Annotated in this window: 22 protein-coding genes; 6 read left to right on the plus strand and 16 right to left on the minus strand. The window is 33.4% G+C overall.

The genetic code is table 11. The annotated features are described in order from the left end of the window. Positions 1 to 8 precede the first annotated feature (8 nt). The 6 genes from EGX95_RS12160 to EGX95_RS12185 form a co-directional block, all read right to left on the minus strand. A complete protein-coding gene (locus EGX95_RS12160) occupies positions 9 to 380 on the minus strand; it encodes a hypothetical protein (RefSeq protein WP_000828006.1) in 372 nt (123 codons plus the stop codon). A gap of 376 nt (positions 381 to 756) precedes the next feature. Continuing rightward, the gene (locus EGX95_RS12165) at positions 757 to 1,269 is read right to left on the minus strand and encodes a GNAT family N-acetyltransferase (RefSeq protein WP_000617501.1); all 513 of its coding nucleotides are present in this window, start codon (positions 1,267 to 1,269) and stop codon (positions 757 to 759) included. A 34-nt stretch (positions 1,270 to 1,303) separates the two neighbouring features. Continuing rightward, positions 1,304 to 2,314 carry an HAAS signaling domain-containing protein gene (locus EGX95_RS12170; protein WP_001049123.1) on the minus strand — a complete coding sequence of 337 codons (1,011 nt, stop codon included), beginning with the start codon at positions 2,312 to 2,314 and terminating at the stop codon, positions 1,304 to 1,306. Beyond that, a complete protein-coding gene (locus EGX95_RS12175; RefSeq protein ID WP_000339349.1) occupies positions 2,301 to 2,648 on the minus strand; it encodes a PadR family transcriptional regulator in 348 nt (115 codons plus the stop codon). Before EGX95_RS12175 ends, EGX95_RS12170 begins: the two co-directional genes overlap by 14 nt. Before the next feature lie 181 nt (positions 2,649 to 2,829). After that, positions 2,830 to 3,150, minus strand: a complete 321-nt coding sequence (locus tag EGX95_RS12180; RefSeq protein WP_000629062.1) for a DUF952 domain-containing protein — start codon at positions 3,148 to 3,150, stop codon at positions 2,830 to 2,832. Between the two features lie 71 nt (positions 3,151 to 3,221). After that, positions 3,222 to 5,291: a HelD family protein gene (locus tag EGX95_RS12185; RefSeq protein WP_001059518.1), complete on the minus strand. Its 2,070-nt coding sequence runs from the start codon at positions 5,289 to 5,291 to the stop codon at positions 3,222 to 3,224. Positions 5,292 to 5,656: 365 nt separating this feature from the next. Between EGX95_RS12185 and EGX95_RS12190 the strand changes: the two genes are divergently transcribed. Further along, positions 5,657 to 6,511 (plus strand): CPBP family glutamic-type intramembrane protease, encoded by an 855-nt coding sequence (locus EGX95_RS12190; RefSeq protein ID WP_000127499.1) that lies wholly within the window; start codon positions 5,657 to 5,659, stop codon positions 6,509 to 6,511. Between the two features lie 39 nt (positions 6,512 to 6,550). Here EGX95_RS12190 and EGX95_RS12195 read toward each other — a convergent pair whose 3' ends face one another. The 3 genes from EGX95_RS12195 to recQ form a co-directional block, all read right to left on the minus strand. After that, positions 6,551 to 7,288: a class I SAM-dependent methyltransferase gene (locus EGX95_RS12195; RefSeq protein WP_001004310.1), complete on the minus strand. Its 738-nt coding sequence runs from the start codon at positions 7,286 to 7,288 to the stop codon at positions 6,551 to 6,553. A gap of 184 nt (positions 7,289 to 7,472) precedes the next feature. Beyond that, positions 7,473 to 7,856: a gamma-glutamylcyclotransferase family protein gene (locus EGX95_RS12200; protein WP_000546574.1), complete on the minus strand. Its 384-nt coding sequence runs from the start codon at positions 7,854 to 7,856 to the stop codon at positions 7,473 to 7,475. 25 nt (positions 7,857 to 7,881) lie between these two features. Further along, on the minus strand, positions 7,882 to 9,999 hold the full coding sequence (gene recQ, locus EGX95_RS12205; protein ID WP_000494287.1) for a DNA helicase RecQ: 2,118 nt from the start codon (positions 9,997 to 9,999) through the stop codon (positions 7,882 to 7,884). 1,056 nt (positions 10,000 to 11,055) lie between these two features. On the opposite strand from recQ, the gene EGX95_RS12210 reads away from it, so the two are divergent. The 3 genes from EGX95_RS12210 to EGX95_RS12220 all read left to right on the plus strand — a co-directional run bounded on the left by EGX95_RS12210 (position 11,056) and on the right by EGX95_RS12220 (position 12,750). Next, positions 11,056 to 11,679 carry an acetylglutamate kinase gene (locus tag EGX95_RS12210; RefSeq protein ID WP_123805515.1) on the plus strand — a complete coding sequence of 208 codons (624 nt, stop codon included), beginning with the start codon at positions 11,056 to 11,058 and terminating at the stop codon, positions 11,677 to 11,679. A gap of 128 nt (positions 11,680 to 11,807) precedes the next feature. Then, the gene (locus tag EGX95_RS12215) at positions 11,808 to 12,164 is read left to right on the plus strand and encodes a hypothetical protein (protein WP_000606237.1); all 357 of its coding nucleotides are present in this window, start codon (positions 11,808 to 11,810) and stop codon (positions 12,162 to 12,164) included. A gap of 133 nt (positions 12,165 to 12,297) precedes the next feature. Further along, the gene (locus tag EGX95_RS12220) at positions 12,298 to 12,750 is read left to right on the plus strand and encodes a hypothetical protein (RefSeq protein ID WP_000877600.1); all 453 of its coding nucleotides are present in this window, start codon (positions 12,298 to 12,300) and stop codon (positions 12,748 to 12,750) included. A 152-nt stretch (positions 12,751 to 12,902) separates the two neighbouring features. On the opposite strand, the gene EGX95_RS12225 is transcribed toward EGX95_RS12220, so the two are convergent. The 3 genes from EGX95_RS12225 to EGX95_RS12235 all read right to left on the minus strand — a co-directional run bounded on the left by EGX95_RS12225 (position 12,903) and on the right by EGX95_RS12235 (position 15,561). Continuing rightward, the gene (locus EGX95_RS12225; RefSeq protein ID WP_000540610.1) at positions 12,903 to 13,733 is read right to left on the minus strand and encodes a GH25 family lysozyme; all 831 of its coding nucleotides are present in this window, start codon (positions 13,731 to 13,733) and stop codon (positions 12,903 to 12,905) included. 404 nt (positions 13,734 to 14,137) lie between these two features. Beyond that, positions 14,138 to 14,872 (minus strand): N-acetylmuramoyl-L-alanine amidase, encoded by a 735-nt coding sequence (locus tag EGX95_RS12230; RefSeq protein WP_000135297.1) that lies wholly within the window; start codon positions 14,870 to 14,872, stop codon positions 14,138 to 14,140. Positions 14,873 to 15,111: 239 nt separating this feature from the next. Continuing rightward, the gene (locus EGX95_RS12235) at positions 15,112 to 15,561 is read right to left on the minus strand and encodes a DUF6884 domain-containing protein (protein WP_001253260.1); all 450 of its coding nucleotides are present in this window, start codon (positions 15,559 to 15,561) and stop codon (positions 15,112 to 15,114) included. 293 nt (positions 15,562 to 15,854) lie between these two features. Between EGX95_RS12235 and EGX95_RS12240 the strand changes: the two genes are divergently transcribed. After that, a complete protein-coding gene (locus tag EGX95_RS12240; RefSeq protein ID WP_000789869.1) occupies positions 15,855 to 16,052 on the plus strand; it encodes a DUF4017 family protein in 198 nt (65 codons plus the stop codon). 18 nt (positions 16,053 to 16,070) lie between these two features. Here the strand turns inward: EGX95_RS12240 and EGX95_RS12245 are convergent, their stop codons facing one another. From EGX95_RS12245 to EGX95_RS12260, 4 genes are all read right to left on the minus strand, one after another. After that, complete coding sequence (locus EGX95_RS12245) at positions 16,071 to 17,717, minus strand: M3 family oligoendopeptidase (protein ID WP_000481339.1); 1,647 nt, start codon at positions 17,715 to 17,717, stop codon at positions 16,071 to 16,073. A 105-nt stretch (positions 17,718 to 17,822) separates the two neighbouring features. After that, positions 17,823 to 18,752 carry a manganese-dependent inorganic pyrophosphatase gene (gene ppaC, locus EGX95_RS12250; RefSeq protein ID WP_000416843.1) on the minus strand — a complete coding sequence of 310 codons (930 nt, stop codon included), beginning with the start codon at positions 18,750 to 18,752 and terminating at the stop codon, positions 17,823 to 17,825. Positions 18,753 to 18,913: 161 nt separating this feature from the next. Beyond that, positions 18,914 to 19,579 (minus strand): lytic polysaccharide monooxygenase, encoded by a 666-nt coding sequence (locus tag EGX95_RS12255; protein ID WP_000850064.1) that lies wholly within the window; start codon positions 19,577 to 19,579, stop codon positions 18,914 to 18,916. Between the two features lie 224 nt (positions 19,580 to 19,803). Next, positions 19,804 to 20,307 (minus strand): GNAT family N-acetyltransferase, encoded by a 504-nt coding sequence (locus EGX95_RS12260; protein WP_001181846.1) that lies wholly within the window; start codon positions 20,305 to 20,307, stop codon positions 19,804 to 19,806. A gap of 105 nt (positions 20,308 to 20,412) precedes the next feature. Between EGX95_RS12260 and EGX95_RS12265 the strand changes: the two genes are divergently transcribed. Then, a complete protein-coding gene (locus EGX95_RS12265; RefSeq protein ID WP_000875117.1) occupies positions 20,413 to 21,054 on the plus strand; it encodes an HD domain-containing protein in 642 nt (213 codons plus the stop codon). Positions 21,055 to 21,104 lie beyond the last annotated feature (50 nt).

Consider the following 21,104-nt stretch of genomic DNA (forward strand, 5'->3'; position numbering starts at 1 on the left):
AGTTATCTTTAATTTTTACTTTTCCTCTTTAAAATACTAATAAATACGAATCCACCATATGTAACAAAGCATGAAAAACCAATTATCCCTGGTACAGAGACATAGCCTATTCTTATATAACTTATAACTGCAAAAGAAGCAATAGATAGTAAAATAGATGGCCAAAATAGAAGTGCTGTTTTTCTTCGTCTCTCTTTTGTTGCACTTTCTTTCTCTTTAGAAATACGTGTACCAAAAAGTAATACAATACAAATAAGGATCGCTGCAAAGTAAATTGTATATAACGATAAAGTATGATCGTAAATCGCGATTCCAACTTCCAAAGCGATGATTGTTACTATTAATATAATGATTGTTGATGTCTTTAAGTTTCTTTTCAATTACTCACTCCTAGCGTACTTTCACTATATTCTTTGTATATGTACTTCAAAGCTACTACAAAAGCTTCATCTACCTCTTTATTTTCACGTCGATTCGGTAAATCTTTTCCCCCAATAACATAAAGAAACGGGAATTCGTTAAATATTCCTAACGATTATTTTTTGTAGAATAAATAGCTATCCCAACATGATCAGATTGTATCTCTTTCATTTTTTGAATGACAGTTTCCATTTCCCAGCCTCTTTTCCAAACGTTATATTATTTTTTAATAATTCAATATATAATATAAAATCCCTTTTTTAGAAAAGCATTCTTATGATTACAATAAGAAAAAGGTAGCATGAATAACTCCATGCTACCTAAGATACTAAATTTCTATTCTTCTAAAGGATTTTTAGGACCACAAAGCTCCAATTGATAAAAAGCTAAATCTAGCCACTTATTAAACTTATAACCAGCTTTTTTTATTGTCCCTGCATGAACAAATCCATAGTTTTCATGTAAGGCAATACTTTTCTCATTTTCTGCGTCAATTCCAGCAATTAAAGTCATATATTCTCTTTCTTTTGCAATTGTGATCAATGCTCTCATCAAAGAAGTTCCAATCCCACATTTTCTATATTCCTTATCAACATACACAGAATGCTCAATTGAATATTTGTAGGCAGGCCAAGCTCTAAACGGACCGAATGTCGCAAATCCTACTACTTTATTATCTAGTTCGTATACAAAAATCGGATAACCATCAGCCTTTTTTTGTTCATACCAATCTATTCTATTTTCAAGGGTTACGGGTTTATACGTATATACAGCAGTTGTATTCAGTATCGCATCATTATAAATATCTAAAATGTATATTACATCTTTTTCCGTTGCTTCCCTTATCATCCTTTTCTTCCTTTCATATACGTTCTCTTTTTAACTACCTATTTGTTACACGAACACTAGCTTTTCGAAAGCCATCATAAATGTTTAATGCAGCAGATAAAACGTAAATGAGAATACCCCCACCAATTAGCCACTTTTTAAGTTCTTCCGGAGAAATAGTGAACACATTTGCCACAAACGTAATAAATCCATCGGTAAATATGTGCGGATTTACTACAATTATAATGAATACTATCGTTCCAGCTATTTGGAGAATAGTATTCCCGATTGCCAATCTTTTCGTCCATTGTCCCTGTACTAACTTATAAAGAGATATCGCTATTTCAAAAACAATTATCATCACAACGATTGGCCAATACTGAAGTAACACATCTTGATTAAACGTTGGCGCGACAAACTTCAATCCACTTCCCGTACCACTGTATACACCAACGAGATGATTCGCATAAAAATAAAGTGTAGCCCATATTGCCGTCCACATTAACCCTCCAAAAACTTCAAACTTGGAGATTGCTTTTTTCTTCGGAATATACGAAATGTTTTTCAAATCATCTGGCGTCCACTTTTTTAAACTTGTCGTCAACGGCTCGGTATCTTTGTTTTTATCCGTTCTTTCTAAAATAGCAAATACGAGTGTTAACCAGAAAAATACATGGAGGGCTACTTCAAAAATTTCTCCAATGCCTTTACCTATTACTTGTAAAATAACATTTAATACTGCTTGATCACCAGTATAACTTAAAAAATTTTCTGCAACCATTGCAATGAGTGCAATAACAACTGCAATTGGAATGATCATTTTTAATAATGTCGTATATACATCAAAATAACGTGGTCCAATTAAATGCATCGGTCTATCCAAATATCCATTAGCTAATGAAACCGGACTCCCCAATTTTTCAAGAACCCTTTTTTCATCATCTTCATTATAATCATCAGGCAACATATCCTCAATTGTTGACCGTAGCTCAAGAATAATATCTTCACGATTTTTTTCAGGTAATCTCTTCGCTACTTCCTCGACATAAATATTAATCAAATTCATTCTTGTCCTCCTCCTTTAATAAGTTATAAAGTTCTTTCGAATCCTTTATCCATTCCTTTCTCAACTGCTGGAATATCTCTAATCCGTATTCAGTTAAAACATAATATTTACGAGGTCTACTCTCTGTTTTATCCCAACTACTCGTCACTAGCTCTTGCTTTTCTAACCGGCGAAGTAGTGGATATAAAGTACTTTGATCGATTACGATTCCTGATTTCTCTAATAATTGGACAAGTGAATATCCATACTGCGGCGTTCTTAATTGGCTTAAAACTGCTAATGTTAATGTACCTCTTCTTAGCTCAGTAATTAATGAATTTAATAAAGCATCCATATATTCACCTCATTTTCATTACTATATGTCATACAGTATATGTTTTATACTATGTATCGTACAGTATTATGGTGACAAAAACAATAATTATTTACTAAAAAATGGATAATAAAAAGCACAAACTATATGATTTGTGCTTTTCTAGCTAAATTATAAGTTTATAACATTCTTATCTTTGTACCTATAGTAAGATAAACTCTCCGTTTTCTTTAGGTAATGTAACAACATCTACAATCGCATCAACATTAATTACTCCATATACGTGCGGATATTCTTGACCGTTAGAAGCAGGTTCATATTTTGTTTCTGCTGTTAACAGAGTTGGATCAATTGTTAGTAATAAAACATCTTCTTCATAAACGAAATGTTTTTGAGCAACGTTTAAAGCTTGTTCTAAAGATGAACAGTGTATAAACCCCTCTTCTTTTAGTGAAACTTCATTAATCTCTCCATTTATCTTTGCGATTTCCCAATTTCTCTTTGTTATGACTTTTGTAATCATTATCATTTCTCCTATTTCTTTATAAAAACAAGAGGCTCTTCTATTCATTATTAGAAAAGCCTCTTGAATTTTTATTTCTTAATTAACGGAGATGCTTCCCCACTATGGAAAATCCATAAATCATGAAGTGATCTCGTACATCCGACATATAGTAACTTTGCATCGTGTTTTGTATTTTTGTAATGTTCTTCATCAACATCAATTAGTAGAACAGCGTCAAATTCTAGCCCTTTTGCCAAGTATACAGGTACAACTGAAATACCACCTTCATATTTACTTTGATCTGCTTCAATGACGTTTACAGCTACTCCTGCCTTTGTTAATTTCTCATATATATCGCGACATTCATCGTCTGTTCTTCCTATTACCGCAATTGTTTTCACATCATCATTTTGTAAATGTTTTAACGTCTTCATAATCTCATTAAATTGATCTTCTGCTTGAATTACTTTGACCTCTTCACCACTACGAAAAACTGGTGTCGCAAGCCCTACTGGAATCTCGGCATTTTTAATTATTTCGTTCGCAAATTCAATAATTTCTTTTGTAGAACGATAGCTTCTCGTCAGTTCATAATAGCCTGTTTCTTGGAATACTTCCTTAAAAGCACTCCAATCTTCAATCCCTTGGTAATCATAAATCGCTTGAGATAAATCACCTAATATAGTGAAAGAATTACCTAATGTAATTTCTTTTAATACATAAACTTGGAATGGTGAGAAATCTTGCGCTTCATCAATAACGACGTGATGAAATTTCTGCCCGATTTCAATACCTGTTATGCGATGATGTATGTAAATTAAAGCGGGTAAATCTTCTACATACACTTCTTTTTTACGACAACTCTTCTCAGTTTCTTTCACAAGTTCCTCGGGTAATACTTCGAGTATTTCTTTGCTTTTCAATATTGAACTATATATTGAAAGCGAGCTCATTTTCGGCCAAAACTTCATATAACTGTTCAATCTCTTTGTCGCTTCTTTTTTTAATAATTTCTTCTCGTTTGTTTCGCCATACTTTTTTAGTTCAATTTCAATCCAGCGCTTCATTCGGCCAACTAAACGTTCTCTTCTTTTCTTTAATGGATAATGTTTATACTCAACTTGCATCCATTTTTTTATATCTTCCACTGGAATAACAGCTTTATCCCATGCCTCAAAATTAGTTGTTGGCACTAGTTCTTTTTCAAATTGAACCATTTGCTCTTCAATAAAGGACTTAAATTCTAGCGTACCTTTCAATTTACCAAGCATAACCTTTCTTTCATCACGATTAATAGAAAAGGCTTCTTTCAATTTTTCTTCTGTCTGCTTCAGTTTCACCGAATCATCTAACGTACGTAATGCCCAGTCCGGAAATGTTGTTTGACTAATATTCCCGACACCTAATTCAGGAAGCACACTCGAAATATAGTCTAAAAACAGACTATTCGGAGCGAAAACAATCATTCGCTCCGCTTCTAATTGCTCACGATATTCATAAATTAAAAAAGCAAGGCGATGTAAAGCGATTGTTGTTTTACCGCTTCCTGCAACCCCTTGAATTAATAATGGTAAGTTTCTTTCCGCACGAATAATATCATTTTGCTCCGATTGAATCGTCGAAACAATATCCTTTAGTTTATTATCTTTATTCTCACCTAATCGATATAGAAGAAAATCATCGGCATGCGAGACATCTTCATTTCCTTTTACATATGTATCAACAACACGTTCTAATTCTCTTTTTCGAATAGAGATATTTCGCTTTAAATAAACATCACCTTCTACTAATCCATCCGGTGATTGATAAAACGCTAATTCTTCACCGCCGGTAAATGAATAAAACATACTTGCGACAGGTGCCCGCCAATCAATTACAATTGGCTTCATCGTATCTTTATCTGAAACACCAACTTTACCGATGTAAATCGGCATAACTTCTTCCTTGCCATCCTCTTGAAAATCTAATCTACCAAAGTACGGTTCTTGTACCCCAATACGTAAGTTTTGTCTATTAGACTCCCTCATACTTTCAAGAATTTGCTCTTTAAAATCATCGCCGTAATAAACTGGAATTTTTTCAAGCTGTTCTAATTGATCATCCATCGTACGTAATGTATCTTTCATTTTTTGTAACTCTTCTTCAAAAATGTTGTTCATTTGATGATTCCCTCCTGTCCGTTCTAATTTTTCAGTCGAAATATAATTGTATTAAAAATCCAATTATAAAGTCAAGGACTTAGTTTGTTTTTTCTGAAAAAACTTACTTTTCACCTTTCTAATATTGAAATTCCAATGAGATTTTTACATGATAAGAATAGATAACATCTAAATCATACAACTACACATATAATAAAGTGATTTATACAAAAGCCGCTATTTTCTATTGATTAAAAGGACTTTATACTATCTAACTAAGTTTCCCTTACATACTCTCCAGCTTCTTTTCTAGTTATCTATTATTTCATTGATAAAATACCCAAGGTCACAAAAGTCAAAAATAAGAGTAAAGGAGTCTATTGAAAATGACTGCTACCAAAAGAAAAACCCTTAAGTTACATTTACTTATTTTTGTGTTCATTGTATTGGCAAGTGGCTGGATTGGCGTAATTCTAGATTCTTTTCTAACAGATCAGCCTGAAGGAAACTCTTTAGGCATGGGACTGTGGCTAATATTACCTTTCCTCTCATGTATTTTCCTTAGAGTTATTAGCCGAGATTGGAATGATTTTGGTATAAAACTAAATTTGAAGGCAAACTTTAAATGGTACTTCGTTGCGATACTAATTTACCCGTTCGTTACAGTAATAACGATAAGTTTAGCACTTATTTTTGGAGTAGCAAACATAACTAGTTTTGAAATATATTCGTTATTGTCACTCATATTCATGTCTACTATTGGTAACTTTATTAAAAATATTTTTGAAGAGTTTTCATGGCGCGGTTATTTAACTCCTAAGCTCATTGAACTAAAGTTAAACGATTGGTTTATTTATATTATTTCTGGTTTAGTTTGGTCTCTTTGGCATGCCGCTTATTATTTAGTTTTTTTACCAAATGAATATTTCGAATCTATTTCAAGGTTAAATATGCTTTTATCCGGCTGTCTACTTATGGTTTCTTGGTCTATTATGTATGTTGAAATATATAGACTTACAAAGTCAGTATGGCCATGCGTTATCATGCATGCAATTGAAGATGCCGTTCCTACTGTTTTAGTTACAATAACAGGGATCATTACACTTACTAACAGCAGTGATTTTTGGTTAAACCCTATTAGCGGAGTCGTTGCTACTATTATATTTCTTGGAATTGGGATTGTACTAAGATCTATAAGAATTAAAAAAGAACGACAATTAAATACGAAAAACAGTCAATGATTCACACTATAAAAGCACAAAAGAGTAAGGAATTAATCCCTACTCTTTTTTTATTTTTATTCGATATGATAAACATTCATTTAAAGACGCTTGCTCTTTATATTTCCTCTCTTCAAAGTCATACGCTCCTCCTGGGAAAATCCCAACTATACTGAAACCAGCCTCTGCACATAAATTACTAATCTCATCTATCGTATAGCAACGTAAAGATTGTGTCACGATATCATTTGAAGAATCTGTTTCCCACCAGTGGTCCAGCATCCTAGCATTTTCACTATCATATTCATATTTTCGCATTGCAGAATAAATCGGCATTTCTTGTCCATTTGCTTTTTCCCAATATAATGGTTGATAAATATCAATAAGTGCACACCCATCATCTTTCAACCAATTATGGATTCGTTTTAATAAAACCAATTGTTCTTCATCTGTCCCTACACCAAATCCATCTAAATAACTAACAACATCAAACTTTTCTTCAAAGTTAATTTTATAAAAATCAGCGCAATGAATCTCAATATCACTAGTAGAATGTTCTTTAGCAAACATAACTAACTCTGGTACAAGCTCAACAGTAGTCATTTTTACATCCAAATTAGACATCGCTCTTGCAAAACCACCATTTCCAGCTCCTAGTTCTAACATCGTTTGAAATGGATATCCAATTTGTTCTTGGACTTCTTTCGCAACTTCCTGCAACCAATTTTCATTTTTTATATTATAGCTTAGTAATTCAAATTGTTTTTTATAAAATTCTTTTACATTTAATTCGTTCATTATTATTCTCCTCCTGTACGTTATTTTTCTACTACAGGTGAGAAACTAAATTTCTGATACCCATGAAAAATCCTCCTTTTGATTTCCCTACATTTACATTTTATCTAAATAATAAGAATTTTTAAAGTGCCAAAAATAAAAGAGCAGATAATGGACAATTCCACTATCTGCTCTATGGCTGCTATTATTTCCCTTGTTGATACTTCAACCAATCACCAGAAATGATAACTTTCTTTAGCATATTTTTATCTTGAGCGAGATACACATATGCCTCTATTTCCCTATCAGCAACATATACTGTTTGCGTGATTCTATCATATAAATCAGTCTCCGCATTACCTGTATATTCTTCTAGTTCATCTAACTTACTCAATATGTCATCATTTACTTCATAAACTTCACCATAAACCTTTTCTTCACTCGAATAAGTCATGGCTGGATAGCCTTCGTTTGTATCAAATAATTTGCCATACGTCCATGCTTTGTCTGCAATGCATATTGCACTTTGCATATAATGAGCATTCGTTTGCTCTTTTCTTAGCGTGCCATACACAAAAACGTGATGCATAAATCCCTATCTCCTTTACATGTCACTACTTTCTAATTTGTAAATAAGCACGAATCATAAAGTAACTCACTTCATTCGGAAGTTGTTCCTTAATCGATTTCAGACCACCATCAGCATTTTGCACAGCAGTTTCAATCAGTTGTTCGTATTCTGCAGGAACAAAACTGTTCCAGTCTACTTCCATTCCATCTTCAAAACAACGAATTAAATGATTTTCAATCGTTTGTCTTGATAATCCACGTTCTTTCGCAATTTCATCTAGATTAATACCTTGTTTATACATTTCATACGTTTCCAAATGAGAATTTGCTGAAGCTTTCCCTGATTTCTTCCGTTCTGTCACCACTTCTGTTTTAATAGTTTCAGCATAGTTTGGGTTTTCCTCAATAAAGTGCTGAACTGCTTGTAAGAAGTGCGAACCATACTTCACAAGTTTGTGTTCACCAATCCCTTTCACAGTTAAAAGTTCAGAATCGCTTTGCGGCATTTTTGCGCACATATCTTTCAACGTTTGGTCAGAGAAAATAACGAATGGAGGTACCCCTTCTCCTTGCGCAATTTCTTTACGTACTTCGCGAAGTACTTCAAATAAAGGATGATCTTGAACGATTTGTCTTGTCTCTACTCGTTCTTTACGTAAAACATTCTCTTTACCAAGTAACACCTCTTTCCCTTTTTCCGTTACTTTTAGTGTCGGGTAAGTACCATGTTCAACTGCAATTAGCTCGTCTGAAATTAAAAACTCAATAAATTCACTCACTTCTTTTACACTACGATTTGATAAAAGTCCGTAAGTTGGCAAAGTATGAAAATTAAATTCAATGACTTTCTTATTTTTAGATCCAGTTAGCACTTGTGCAATCATTTGTTTACCAAATCGTTGGTTCGTCCTAATCATACAAGATAAAACCATTTGCGATTCTCTCGTCACATCGATACTTTCTCGGTCGTCTGTACAATTACCGCAGCGGCCACAATCTTCTTTCGGTTCTTCTCCAAAGTATTGCAAAATAAATGATTGTAAACATTGTTCTGTATGACAGTAGTCAGTCATATTTTGCAGTTTTTCAAGTTCATTTGAAAAACGAGACTCTCCTGTCGATTGATCAATTAAAAAGCGTTGTACTTGTACATCTTGAGAAGAATAAAGCAATATACATGCACTATCTAATCCGTCACGGCCAGCACGCCCTGCTTCTTGGTAATAACTTTCCATATTTTTTGGAAGTTGATAATGGATAACGTAACGAATATTCGATTTATCAATACCCATCCCAAACGCAGATGTGGCTACCATTACACTTACTTCATCACGTAAAAAGAGTTCTTGTTGCTCATTTCGATCGTTATCACTCATACCGGCATGATATTTTGATACAGAAACTCCCGCTTTCATTAAATCCTCATACAACTGATCAACTACTTTTCTAGTAGCTGCATATATAATCCCAGATTCCTTTTGATTTTGACGAATATAATCCGCTAAATATGCATTACGATCTTGTCCTTTAATAACAGAAAATGATAAGTTCTCGCGCTCAAACGTTGTCATAATCGTGTTTTCTTGATTAATTCCAAGCGTGTTGCAAATATCATCACGAACTTGTGGTGTTGCCGTAGCAGTTAATGCTAATACAAGCGGCTTTTCTGGAAGATAATCTAATATACGGTGTATATGTAAATAACTCGGACGGAAATCATGTCCCCACTGCGAAATACAGTGCGCCTCATCAATGGCAATCATCGGGATTTTCATATCGATCAGTTGGTCAACAAACTCCATTGAATCAAGTCGCTCTGGCGCTACATAAAGTAACTTATAATGGCCCTGTTTCGCTAATTGAATTCGTTGATTCGCTTCTGTAATCGAAATAGAACTATTAATATATGTAGCTGAAATACCATTTTGTACTAATGTATCTACTTGGTCTTTCATAAGTGATATTAAAGGCGATATAACTAACGTTGTTCCTTCAAATACTAATGCGGGAATTTGATAACAAATTGACTTACCACCACCTGTAGGCATAATACAGACAGTATCTTTCCCATCTAATACATTTTTAATTGTTTCATCTTGTCCTCTTCGGAATGACGAATAACCGAAATAAGACGCTAAAAGTTCTTGTGCTTTTGTAAACAAAAAAGAGTCACCTGCTTTTCTTTATCTTTCATCTACTCCTATTATATCATCTCTTATGCATCATGAAAGTGATGAATACATGACTATCAGCCTGCTTTTTCATTATTTATGCTTCTTTACGTTTTTGAGAATGATTAGCAATTATAACGAATTTCAAAATAAATACACATTTTATTAATTCTCCTTGAATACTACTAATCTTATACATATGAATTCAGGAGGTTACTATATGAAGCACCATAATATTAGTTTCATCAAACAGAAAAGCGTATCGAACCAACCCCAATTCTCAAATAATGAAGCGTGGAAATATGAATCATACTATAAGTACCAACCATTATTTTCTTATAGAAAGCTTTTTCATTTTCTTTCTCAACTTTTTAAACGTTAATACACGTGCGAAATAAATCGTTCATAATCATTTTCTCAATATGAACCTTATAGACTTAATACAATACAGTTGTTAACATATGAAATATTCTGTTTGATAACCCCCTTAAGTTGACCTGCTTATATAAGTGGGTCTTTTATTATTATTATATATTTCATAACACTACTAGATGTAATTATAAATCTTATCGCCATTTTATAATCTTAATCCACTCACTACAAATGGTGATAATCACAAAAGGTAAAATATAAATGCTTAACATTTAATTATCTAATTCTTTTTTCTCAATACACAAAACGAATTTCACTTGTTACTATAAAGGTACTCCAGATGAGTTTTTGCTCATCGACATTATCTAGTGAAAGGGATCTGCCGCGGGAAGCAGGTCCCTTTCACTTTATTAAAGACTCACTTTCATTTGGACACATTTACCAGGTTTTTTTAAGCGAATTTTATGATAATATTACGTAGTCGAGTCCGACATCTCGGCAATACCCTTTTGATGCTCTGCAACTTCCCTTGCAGAGCATCTTTTACTTTATATTCGTTTTATCTGTATATCACAATTAAAACACTCATTTTTTAAAAATAAGCGAGGACACGTAACTAAATATAAAATCCCATCATACTTTGAGTTATACATGTTCAAAGGAGTGTTACCGTTTATGTATCCTTATTGGCAATCGTATTACTCCCCCTATCATAACCCTTATGTACAGTTTGATACATCTGTACGTAATTACCGAATTAGTAAAAACGAGAATTTTTTAAAAGGTTATATGCGTTCCTTATGGGAACAACACGTTGCTTGGACGAGATTAGCTATTATAAGTATTGTTTTTAATTTACCTGACGTAAACATTGCAGTTGGGCGGCTTCTTCAAAATGCAACACATATGGGACTGTCACTTGAACCATTCTATGGTGAGGATGCAGTGAAAAAATATAGTACACTAATTAAAGACCACTTAGTAATTGCAGCGGATCTTGTTAAAGCAGCAAAAGCTGGTGATCAAAATTCAGCTACTGCTATCGAGAAAAAATGGTACGCTAACGGAGATGAAATTGTTGCGTTTCTTACTAGCATTAACCCCTATATTGATAAAGAAGCATTTAGAAACATGTTTTATGAACATTTAGCACTAACTAAGGCAGAAGCACTGGCATTCCTAAATAAAGATTATGAAGCAGGCGTAAAACTGTACGATAAAATTGAAAAAGAAGCTTTAGAAATGGCCGACATGATAACAAAGGCAATCGTACAGCAATTCCCGCAAGTATTTCAATAACAATAAGCCGATTTGAAAACCAAATCGGCTTATCGAACTTTCTAGCAATGATATTTCACCTGTCCTCTTTACATTTAACGTATATCGATATATTTTATTAATATCCGTTTTTTATAGGAGGAAATAGTTTGATTAACGCCATTGGTCTCGTATTTATACTTACAAATAAACATGAGAAAAAGAAGAAAGTTTATCTAAATGAAAAATTCGCATTAATAGACATTATTGATTCTAAAGAAGTAATTGATGATGAAGGAAACTCACTAGTAGAACTAACATGTAAATACAGTATATATTTAGATGAAAAATACTACTGTAAATCTCTTGATGATTATACTGGACAAGTCTTTCCTTTCTTAAGTGCTAAAATAGGAAAAGGAATTCTCAGAAACTTAAATTATTATTTTTCTTACGTTGATGTATACGATAAAAAACCACCGGTTAAAGAAATTAGACCACTTATGAAACAAGTAACGAACAGATAGCAAAAAATACAAAAAAGAAAGCATCTAACTCTGGATGTTTTCTTTTTTATTGAAAACTCATCAAATTTCATCCTCTTCTAAAAGTATGTATCCAAGCATATTTTAAATTAAAAACATTGGAGGATTAGACTGAATGAAATACTCAGAAACTATTGTAAGTAAACGACTACGAACGCTTAAAATGACGGGTATATTTTTCATGCTAGTATTAATAGCATGGATTGGATATACAAAATTACTTTATGAAAACGGATTTCTTCAAGAAAAAAAGAATTCAGTAGAAGTAATGAATACTAGCATTACAGGAGAAATAGAGCAGCTTTTTCATATCAACTTACAAGGCTATCGAAAAACAAGCCTTGATGCTGTTATAGAAGCCAGTAAAACAGATCCAAGCGAACTATCCCTAATTGAACTAGTCAACAAATCCTGCTCGCGAGATTGCATAGGCGAACCAGTCACATATGTAAACTCAAACAATGGATATATCTTTTATAAGGAATCTAATGGAACTAATGTAGCTATAACGATTAAAAAGAAAGACACATGGTTAATTGTAAAGAAATCTGTTCAAGATGGAATATAATCACCCAAAAAAAGAGTACGTATCGTACTCCTTTTTATTATTAATACCTTTCCTCTTCATGCCTACAATGGCATTTCGCTTTTGTTTTACATAGAGTTAAAAGATTACATAAAAATAAAAAACCGTCACATGACGGCTTTTTATTTAGCAAACTACTCTTTTGTATAAAAATATTTAAGTCCTTTAGCATCTAACCACGCTGTCGCTCGATCTAATTCATTCCCTTGGCGATATGCTGTTTCAAATCTAACTAATCCTTGTTTATCTCCATATGAGATAATACGAGATTCATACCCCAGAGCATCCATCATTCCTAACATTTCTACTACTAACGCTGTACCAAATTCATACGTAACAACTTTACTAAATTTATTCACTATAATTCCAACTCCTTCTTGTTTTGTCGATTGTTCAACAGTTTGATTAGTAAACCAAACTAACGGCTTATTTCCCATTAACTTATTTAAATCACATTTTCCTATGCCAGCTACATTCCCTGTTTCTGTGTATTGCCAAATATCACATGGGTAGGCTGGTTTGTTACCACCATAACGAGGAATCCATACAAAATCACAATTGACATTTGCCATTCCAAATGGATCATACATATGATGAGCAATATATAAACCAACCTTCTTAGCTCCTAATCTGCGTAATTCATCAATAAAAGCTTGTGCACCCGCTCTCATATCGTTCATTGTTTTTACTTCTACGTCAGCTACCCAAACTGTTGCATTTTTATCACCACGGTTCCAAAAGTCTCTCGCCTCTATCCGTGCATCCTCTACTGAAACGAAACGACAGAACGCATAATTACCAAACGGAATATTTCTTGCTTTCATTGCTTGCACATAATTTTTATATAAAGGATCTACATAATTTGAACCATCTTGCACACGTGCAATTACAAAATCTAATTGTGGTGCTGCGATATCCCAGTTAATGTCGCCATTCCATTTCGAAATATCTACAATATAACCCATTATTTCACATCTCCTTTTTCATTATTATATTCAAAGCTTGTTTTTTTGCTATTATCAACTAATAAATAGTATGAAAGGTAGTGTATTATTGCGTAATATTTTAAAATTCGGCTTATGTATTGAGAAAATAAAATATTATTACAGGTTTAATAAGTAAAGACTTACAAAGCTCTAAACTATAATCAGTAGGAGGCCACAAGCAGTGCAATTCCCAGCTAATTTCTTAGCTTCATCCGAATTTTGAGGTATGAATTTTACTGCCATTAAAGCGTGATACACAAAACCACCTTTCTGACAGGTGGTTTTGTGTACTAATTTACATATACATTGTTCATATTTTTATAGTTACATAATTATTAGTTACTTAATATACTTGTTAACTAAAAATAAGACAATTTTTCGTTTTATCTCACGTACTCATAGTACCATTTACGTGCATCTAACCAAGCTGTAAATTTATCGATATTTCCGGACGGATAGCCATTCGTTATAGCATAACCAATGCCATCTTTCTGAACGACAATTTGTCCATCAATACCCGCATCTACCATAGCTTGAGCCAAATCTTGTAAATTACTAAATGCTACACCGCCAGTTTTTACTTTGAGCAAGTCCGTTGCACCTCCTCCAGTTTGTCCTGTAAGAGCAAATACAATAGAATTAGCGATTTTATCAACATTCCATTTTGCCATGTCGGATTCATTATCAATAAATCCTAATTCAATAAGAATAGCCGGTGCTTTCGTTCCATTTAATACTGCTAAATCTGTACGTTGTTTCGCACCTCGATCACGCCATCCAATATCTTTTGCTAGTTGAGCTGAGATTTTAGCCGCCAAATCTTTCTGATCATAATACAAAACCTCAACACCCTGTCCATTTCCATCACTTGCATTAAGATGAAAAGAAATAACTAAATCCACAGCATGGGAATTGCTATTCCGAATGATATTATTTAAATTTTGTGATTGAGTTGTCCCTACCTCGTCCGTATCGTCATAAACCGTGTGTCCTAGGGACCTTAACTTAGTCGCCACAGCATCTTTAACTTGCCTATCTAGAACATGTTCTTTCCGATTCCCGAAATTAGCACCTTGAACAATACTATTGTGTCCTCCGTGCAAACTATATCTGGCCATTATTTATCAACATCTCCTTTCTTAATATCATATTCAAAACTTGTCTTATTGCTATTCCCACTTACAATCTTAACTGTACCCATACATCCTACATTTTCTAAAAGTGAAGGCAATTCGTTTTCGTTATAAAAAGTGGTGACACGAACAAAAAGCATCACCTTTTTGGCGATGCTTAAAAACTCTATTTTACGTTTTAATTCCCTAAAAACAGTTTAAGCTCATAGTGACCGAAACTATACTTATATTTCCTCCTCTTCCTTCACTGCCTCTTTCAACCTCTGCAACATATATCCAATTCCTTTACATCCTTCTAACGGATATGTAATCATTTCTTCTGGATATAGCTTTGTTACTACTTTTTTATGCTTTTTCCCTGCAAGTAAGACGATTTCGTCAAACTGTAGTAAACTTTTATCTACCATCTGTTTTTGTAATTGCTCTATACTTATTACCTTATCGCTCTTTGAATCAAACGCAAGATCATAGTTTTCTAGTACAATATCATTTGGCCTTAAAAATCCATGCTTCGCTGATAATATAACCCAATTCTCGAAAAACATAGTTGCATACGATTGACATGCTTTTCCGAACGGGCTAATATATACATCTTTTGCTTCCATTGGTCCATAACCTGGATACTTATCCCAAATTTTCTTCTTTCCGCATGGAATTATGCATAACCTTCTCATATATTTCTTACCTCTTCTCCTGCATAAGTAAAGTTAATTATTTTATACATTTTGCCCTCAACATGCTATATAATGATATTAAATATAAAAATTACATCTTTTACCATATAGCCATCTTTTTTACTAATAATTCACTTTTTTAAGATTTGAACCCCCATTACCCTATTTAAACATAGTACCCCTTGTAAATATTATAATACTATAAACAATAGTATATTTACTTTTCAAAGCCCTTAATAATAATTAAAGTATATAAATAACCAAATAGGATATCTTTAGAAGGAGGTGAACAAATGAAAAATATACTCCCTGCACTAGTACTCTATATTATTGTTTGCGTAATCGCTATGATTGCTCCAGCATCTCAAAGTTATAATCATGCGGGCTGGAAGTTGTTTGTTGGGCAAGCGTATGCTATACCTATTTTTCTCATTACAGCTATTATTACATTTTATATAAACAAGAAAAAATCTACGAATAAACAGTTATAAGGATAGCGAATGCTATCCTTATTTTAATTCATTGATCACATCCAAAATAACACTTGCAGTACTTTCTATCCTTTCTTCCGAAAAATCAAACGTGACACCTGTTTTTTCATATATTTCTTGTATAGATAAATTCCAATCTGCACTCGCACCTTCTTTAAAGAAAGCAATCGCTTTTTCTGGGTCTTCCCAGTAAATTTGAAACAATTGCATTGCTCCTATTTGTGCAATTGCATATTCAATTTTGTAAAAAGGAAACTGAACATAGTGAAAGGACTCTATCCAACTTGCACCGATTTCATCCTCTAATCCTGCAAGGTCGACTGTTGAATATTGATATCTTTTGCATAGTTCGGCGTATTTCTTATCACGTTCTTCTGGTGTATGGTTTGGATTCGCATAGATCCAGTGCTGGAATACATCTCCTGCAATTGACGACATTAATAAAGACAAAGCACGATATATTTGTACGCGTTGCACTTCTTTATATTCATCCTCTTGCTTATAAAAAACATTCAGCTTATCCATTACTAATAACTCAAGACTGAGGGAATAAAGTTCAGCCACCTCTTCGCGCAGATATCTTTCCTGCATACTACTATCGTTTTTAAATTGTTTATAAAAATGAAATGCATGCCCCACTTCATGTATAAGTGCATTAATTGCATAAAATGAAGGACTAAAATTAGAATACACAAAAACCTCTTTACTATGAGGCAAGGTAAAACAAATAGCTCCTGGTGCTTTATTTTCACGTTCTTCTACGTCAATGCATCCAGCTTTCCTTATATGAATAAATTTCTCATAAAAATATAAATCTGTCTTTCGAAATATTTCTTCCACACCATTTAATAAATCAATCACATTTTGGAATGGGACTTTTGGTAAATTACATGGAGAAAGATCCCAAGGGCGATACGTTTTTACACCGAGATTCTTTTTAGAAATACTTCCTAACTGTTTCCAAATTGGTACAACATACTTTTCTATAGATTCATGGAGCTTATAGCAATCATCAATACTGTAATCTCTGTTTTTTTGTTTAAAGGCATATTCACTATAATTATGAAATCCTGCATTTAAAGCGATCTCATTCCGCAATTGTATAAGTTCATTCATAATACGATCCACTTCTGGTTTCACTGCACTCCTTGCTTCACATAAAGCGTACCAAGCTTTTTCGCGAATAGCTCTATTTGGGTTATCTAGCTTTGCTTTAACGTGTGCATACGTCTTTTGCTCGCCTTCCCAATTAATTGTTATGTTAGACATTATTTCTCTATACTTCGTAATGCACTCTTGCTCTTTAATAGAAAGAGCAATGTTTTTTTCATTAAACATTTTACTCTTTACAAATCTTGCTTTTTTCATAAATGCATATTTTCGCTCGTCTAATAAGTTAGAAAACGGACACTCTATAAATTTTTGGTCAAACTTTGCATTGTATCTTTTTAAAAGTGGTTGAATTGTATTTTGATTATACATATGTAAATCACGCATATTTCTGTTACCTGTATCTCTATACGTGGCGATTAAACTACTTGTTATCTTCTCTTCTATTTCAGCGCTTACACACAATTCATCGAAAAGCCAATTTTCTAATTCTAAAACAGAAGTAATATTTCGCTCTAAAAGTGACTGTAATTTACTCTCCAAATCATTAAACATACACAACTCTCCTTTTAAAAATCTAATTTTCTGTTTTTTAGAGAAAGAAAAAGACAAGTAGCCAATCTGACTACTTGTCTTTTTGTTAAATCATACTCAATAATATTACGCTTGGAATGCTTCTGTTAATACTGGTACGATTTGTTTCTTACGAGATACAACACCTTTTAATGTAGCAGTATTGTTTTCTAGAGATACGTTGTATGCTTTCTCAACAATGTTTGCTGCTTTACCGATCGCAAGACCGACAGAATCGTTAGTTAAGATATCAGTTACAACGAATAAGAATAGGTCTAAACCTTTTTCTTCTACTACTGCAGAGATAACTTTTTCAAGTTCTGCTTGGTGTACAAGAACGTCGTTCGTATCAACAGCGTTTACTTGTGCGATTTCAACTTTCGCATTACCCATTTGGAATTCTTTAGCGTCAAGAGAGATTAATTGCTCCATTGTTTTTCCGCTTAAGTCAGCACCAGCTTTTAACATTTCTAAGCCGTATTTATCAGCATCTACACCAGCGATTTCCGCTAATTCACGAGCTGCTGCTACGTCTTGCTCTGTGCAAGTTGGAGATTTGAATAGTAAAGAATCTGAAATGATTGCAGATAACATTAAACCTGCAACTTCTTTACGAATTGTAATGCCGTTTTCTTTGTACATCTTGTTTAAAATTGTAGCTGTACAACCAACTGGCTCACAACGGTAGTAAATAGGATCGCTTGTTTCAAAGTTAGCAATACGGTGATGGTCAATAACTTCTAACACACGAACAGATTCGATATCGTTAGCACTTTGTTGACGCTCGTTATGGTCAACTAAAATAACGTTGTCCACTTCGTTTGCAACTGTCTCAACAAAACGCGGTCCTTCTACTTTAAAATAGTCTAACGCAAATTGAGTTTCACCGCTGATTTCGCCTAAACGTACAGGCTCAGCATTCATTCCTAATTCTTTTTTCAATTCTGCATAAGCAATTGCAGAACAAATTGCATCTGTATCTGGGTTTTTATGCCCGAAAACTAGTACTTTTTCCATGTTTTCCACCTCTTCATGAAAAGGATATCTTAAAGAAGCAAATATGACAATATTTAAAGCATAATTTTTTATAAATAATTGCACTTTCTTCTATATTTTTCATCGTTTTTCGTACAAAAGATCATCTAAAATGAATTAGATGATCGAAATGTATACTTTATTTAAAATAAAGTAGGAACTTGCACTACATGATTTAGCACGTTATTTGATGCTAAACCGTTATTTACAAGGTTAACATCTATAACTTGATAAAATGCATTTCCAGTATCTGCGATTTCCCACACAGCTAAAATAAGGTGATATCCATTTCTATCAGTTGGCACATTTGCTTCATGTGTTACGGAAGTTCCAGGTCTAGCTCCTCCATCATTTTTTACATAGAAAGGCACTAAATCTAAATCAGACCTCGTTAAAGGTTTATTCGGATTCCAATCTTTCTTCGTAATATAATATTTCCACTCTTTCGTACTATGAGGAGCCGTTAGTTTCCACTTGAATGTATTCGTCCCACCGTTTAACGTAACTTTCTTCCACCTATCTACAGTCTGTACATCTAAAGCAGGGAAATGGCCAGCTCCTGCGATTTGACCATCCGAAGGTCCTAATTGCGGGAATCCACCTATTCCTTCTACACTTTGCGGCTCATATTGAATCGGACCGCAGTTTACATTTACCCCTTGCTTACATAAATAAGAACGGCTCGCTGGTGATTCTACGTATCCATGAGCTGAAGCTTTTTCTGAAAAACCGAAAGTTAACAATCCTGTAAGTAATATCCCACCACTTAATATAACTTTCTTCACCTTCTGTAAACCTTTCGTTTTCATCTCGTCATCCCCTTTCCCATAATAAAGCGAAAATAACTATAGTTGCCTAGTCATCTTCTCTACATCCATTATAAGGCGAAAGACCATACAAACAGAACCCTCTAAAAACTTTCTCAAATTCAATTTGTACATTAAATAAATTCAAATAACACCGCTAGAGAAATATAGACGGTGTTAAAAATTGTGGTTTATTATTTTGAGCATGATAGCTTTTTAATCATAACTTATAAAACTTTATAATAAATAACTGTGGCATCTAAATCACCACTCGGAGAAATTGCGTATTCTGGTATTTTTCCAACTTCTTGATACTCTAATGATTTATACAATCTATTGGAAGGGTCTCCTTCTCTCGTATCTAGTATTATAAGGGACCTATTTTCTTGCTTTGCTCGCTCCTCTGCTTTTTGCATAAGTAAACGTCCAATACCATTACGTCTATAGTTTGGATGAGTCATTAACTTACAAATCTCGGCTCTATGAATTCCGTTAGGCTTTGTAACTAATTGTAATTGAATACTCCCTGCCAATTTATTGTTTATTTTAGCGACATATAAGATCACTTCTGGCGCTAAAACAGTTTGCCAATACTTTGTTGATTCTTTTTGTTCCAGTGGAGGTAAAAAACCAATTGACGCCCCATCATCTACAACTGTTTTCAAAAGGTTAGAAAGCTCTCCCAAATCATCTTTTATTTGCTTAATCTCTCCAATTACTACATTTTGCATTACTAATCCCCCTTTTATTTCATTGTACCAAGTTTTAAGGAAGGAAAAACGAATTAATAAGATGAAATTATTTAAAGTACAATTTTTTAGAGAAAGGATACTTATATGAAGTATATATTAGATAGGACATACGCAAGAGAATTACTCGAGTGGGCATATGAACAAAACCCAGGTCCGTGGTTCGAACATTCATGTAATGTTGCCCTTGCAACTGAAAAGATAGTTGTAGAACTTATTAATAATGGGTATGACCTAAATGCTGACATAGCATATAATGCTGCCCTCCTGCATGATATAGGAAGGTATAAAGGTTTTACTAAATCTGTTATTCATTCCTATGATGGTTATATGTATATGAATGATTTAGGGTATAAAGGAAACGCGATTATTTGCGTTACACATTCATTCCCGTGTAAAAATGAGCATTTAGATATAGCAGCGGAGTGGCCCATTGTTCCTGATTATATGAAAAGACGATTAATTGAAATATTAAATGAAAATAGTGACTACGACTTATACAATAAGGTCATTACCCTTTGTGACGCACTTGCTGATGCGGATGGCTTTACTACTCTTGAAAAAAGATTGATTTCAGTTGGTTTACGACATGGAACAACCTCTCATTCTTCTTTACATTGGAAAGGTTTCTATACAATTAAGAATGAATTAGAATCCTTAATCGGTAAGAGCATTTACAGAGTTCTTCCTGACGTAGAAAAATCGATTTATAAAAACATGGAATGTTAAATTACATATAACTTAAAAAACGATAAACTCTGTATGCGTACTTCTAAAAA

Source organism: Bacillus sp. FDAARGOS_527 (genome assembly GCF_003812125.1).
In the GTDB taxonomy this organism is placed as follows: Bacteria; Bacillota; Bacilli; order Bacillales; family Bacillaceae_G; genus Bacillus_A; species Bacillus_A paranthracis.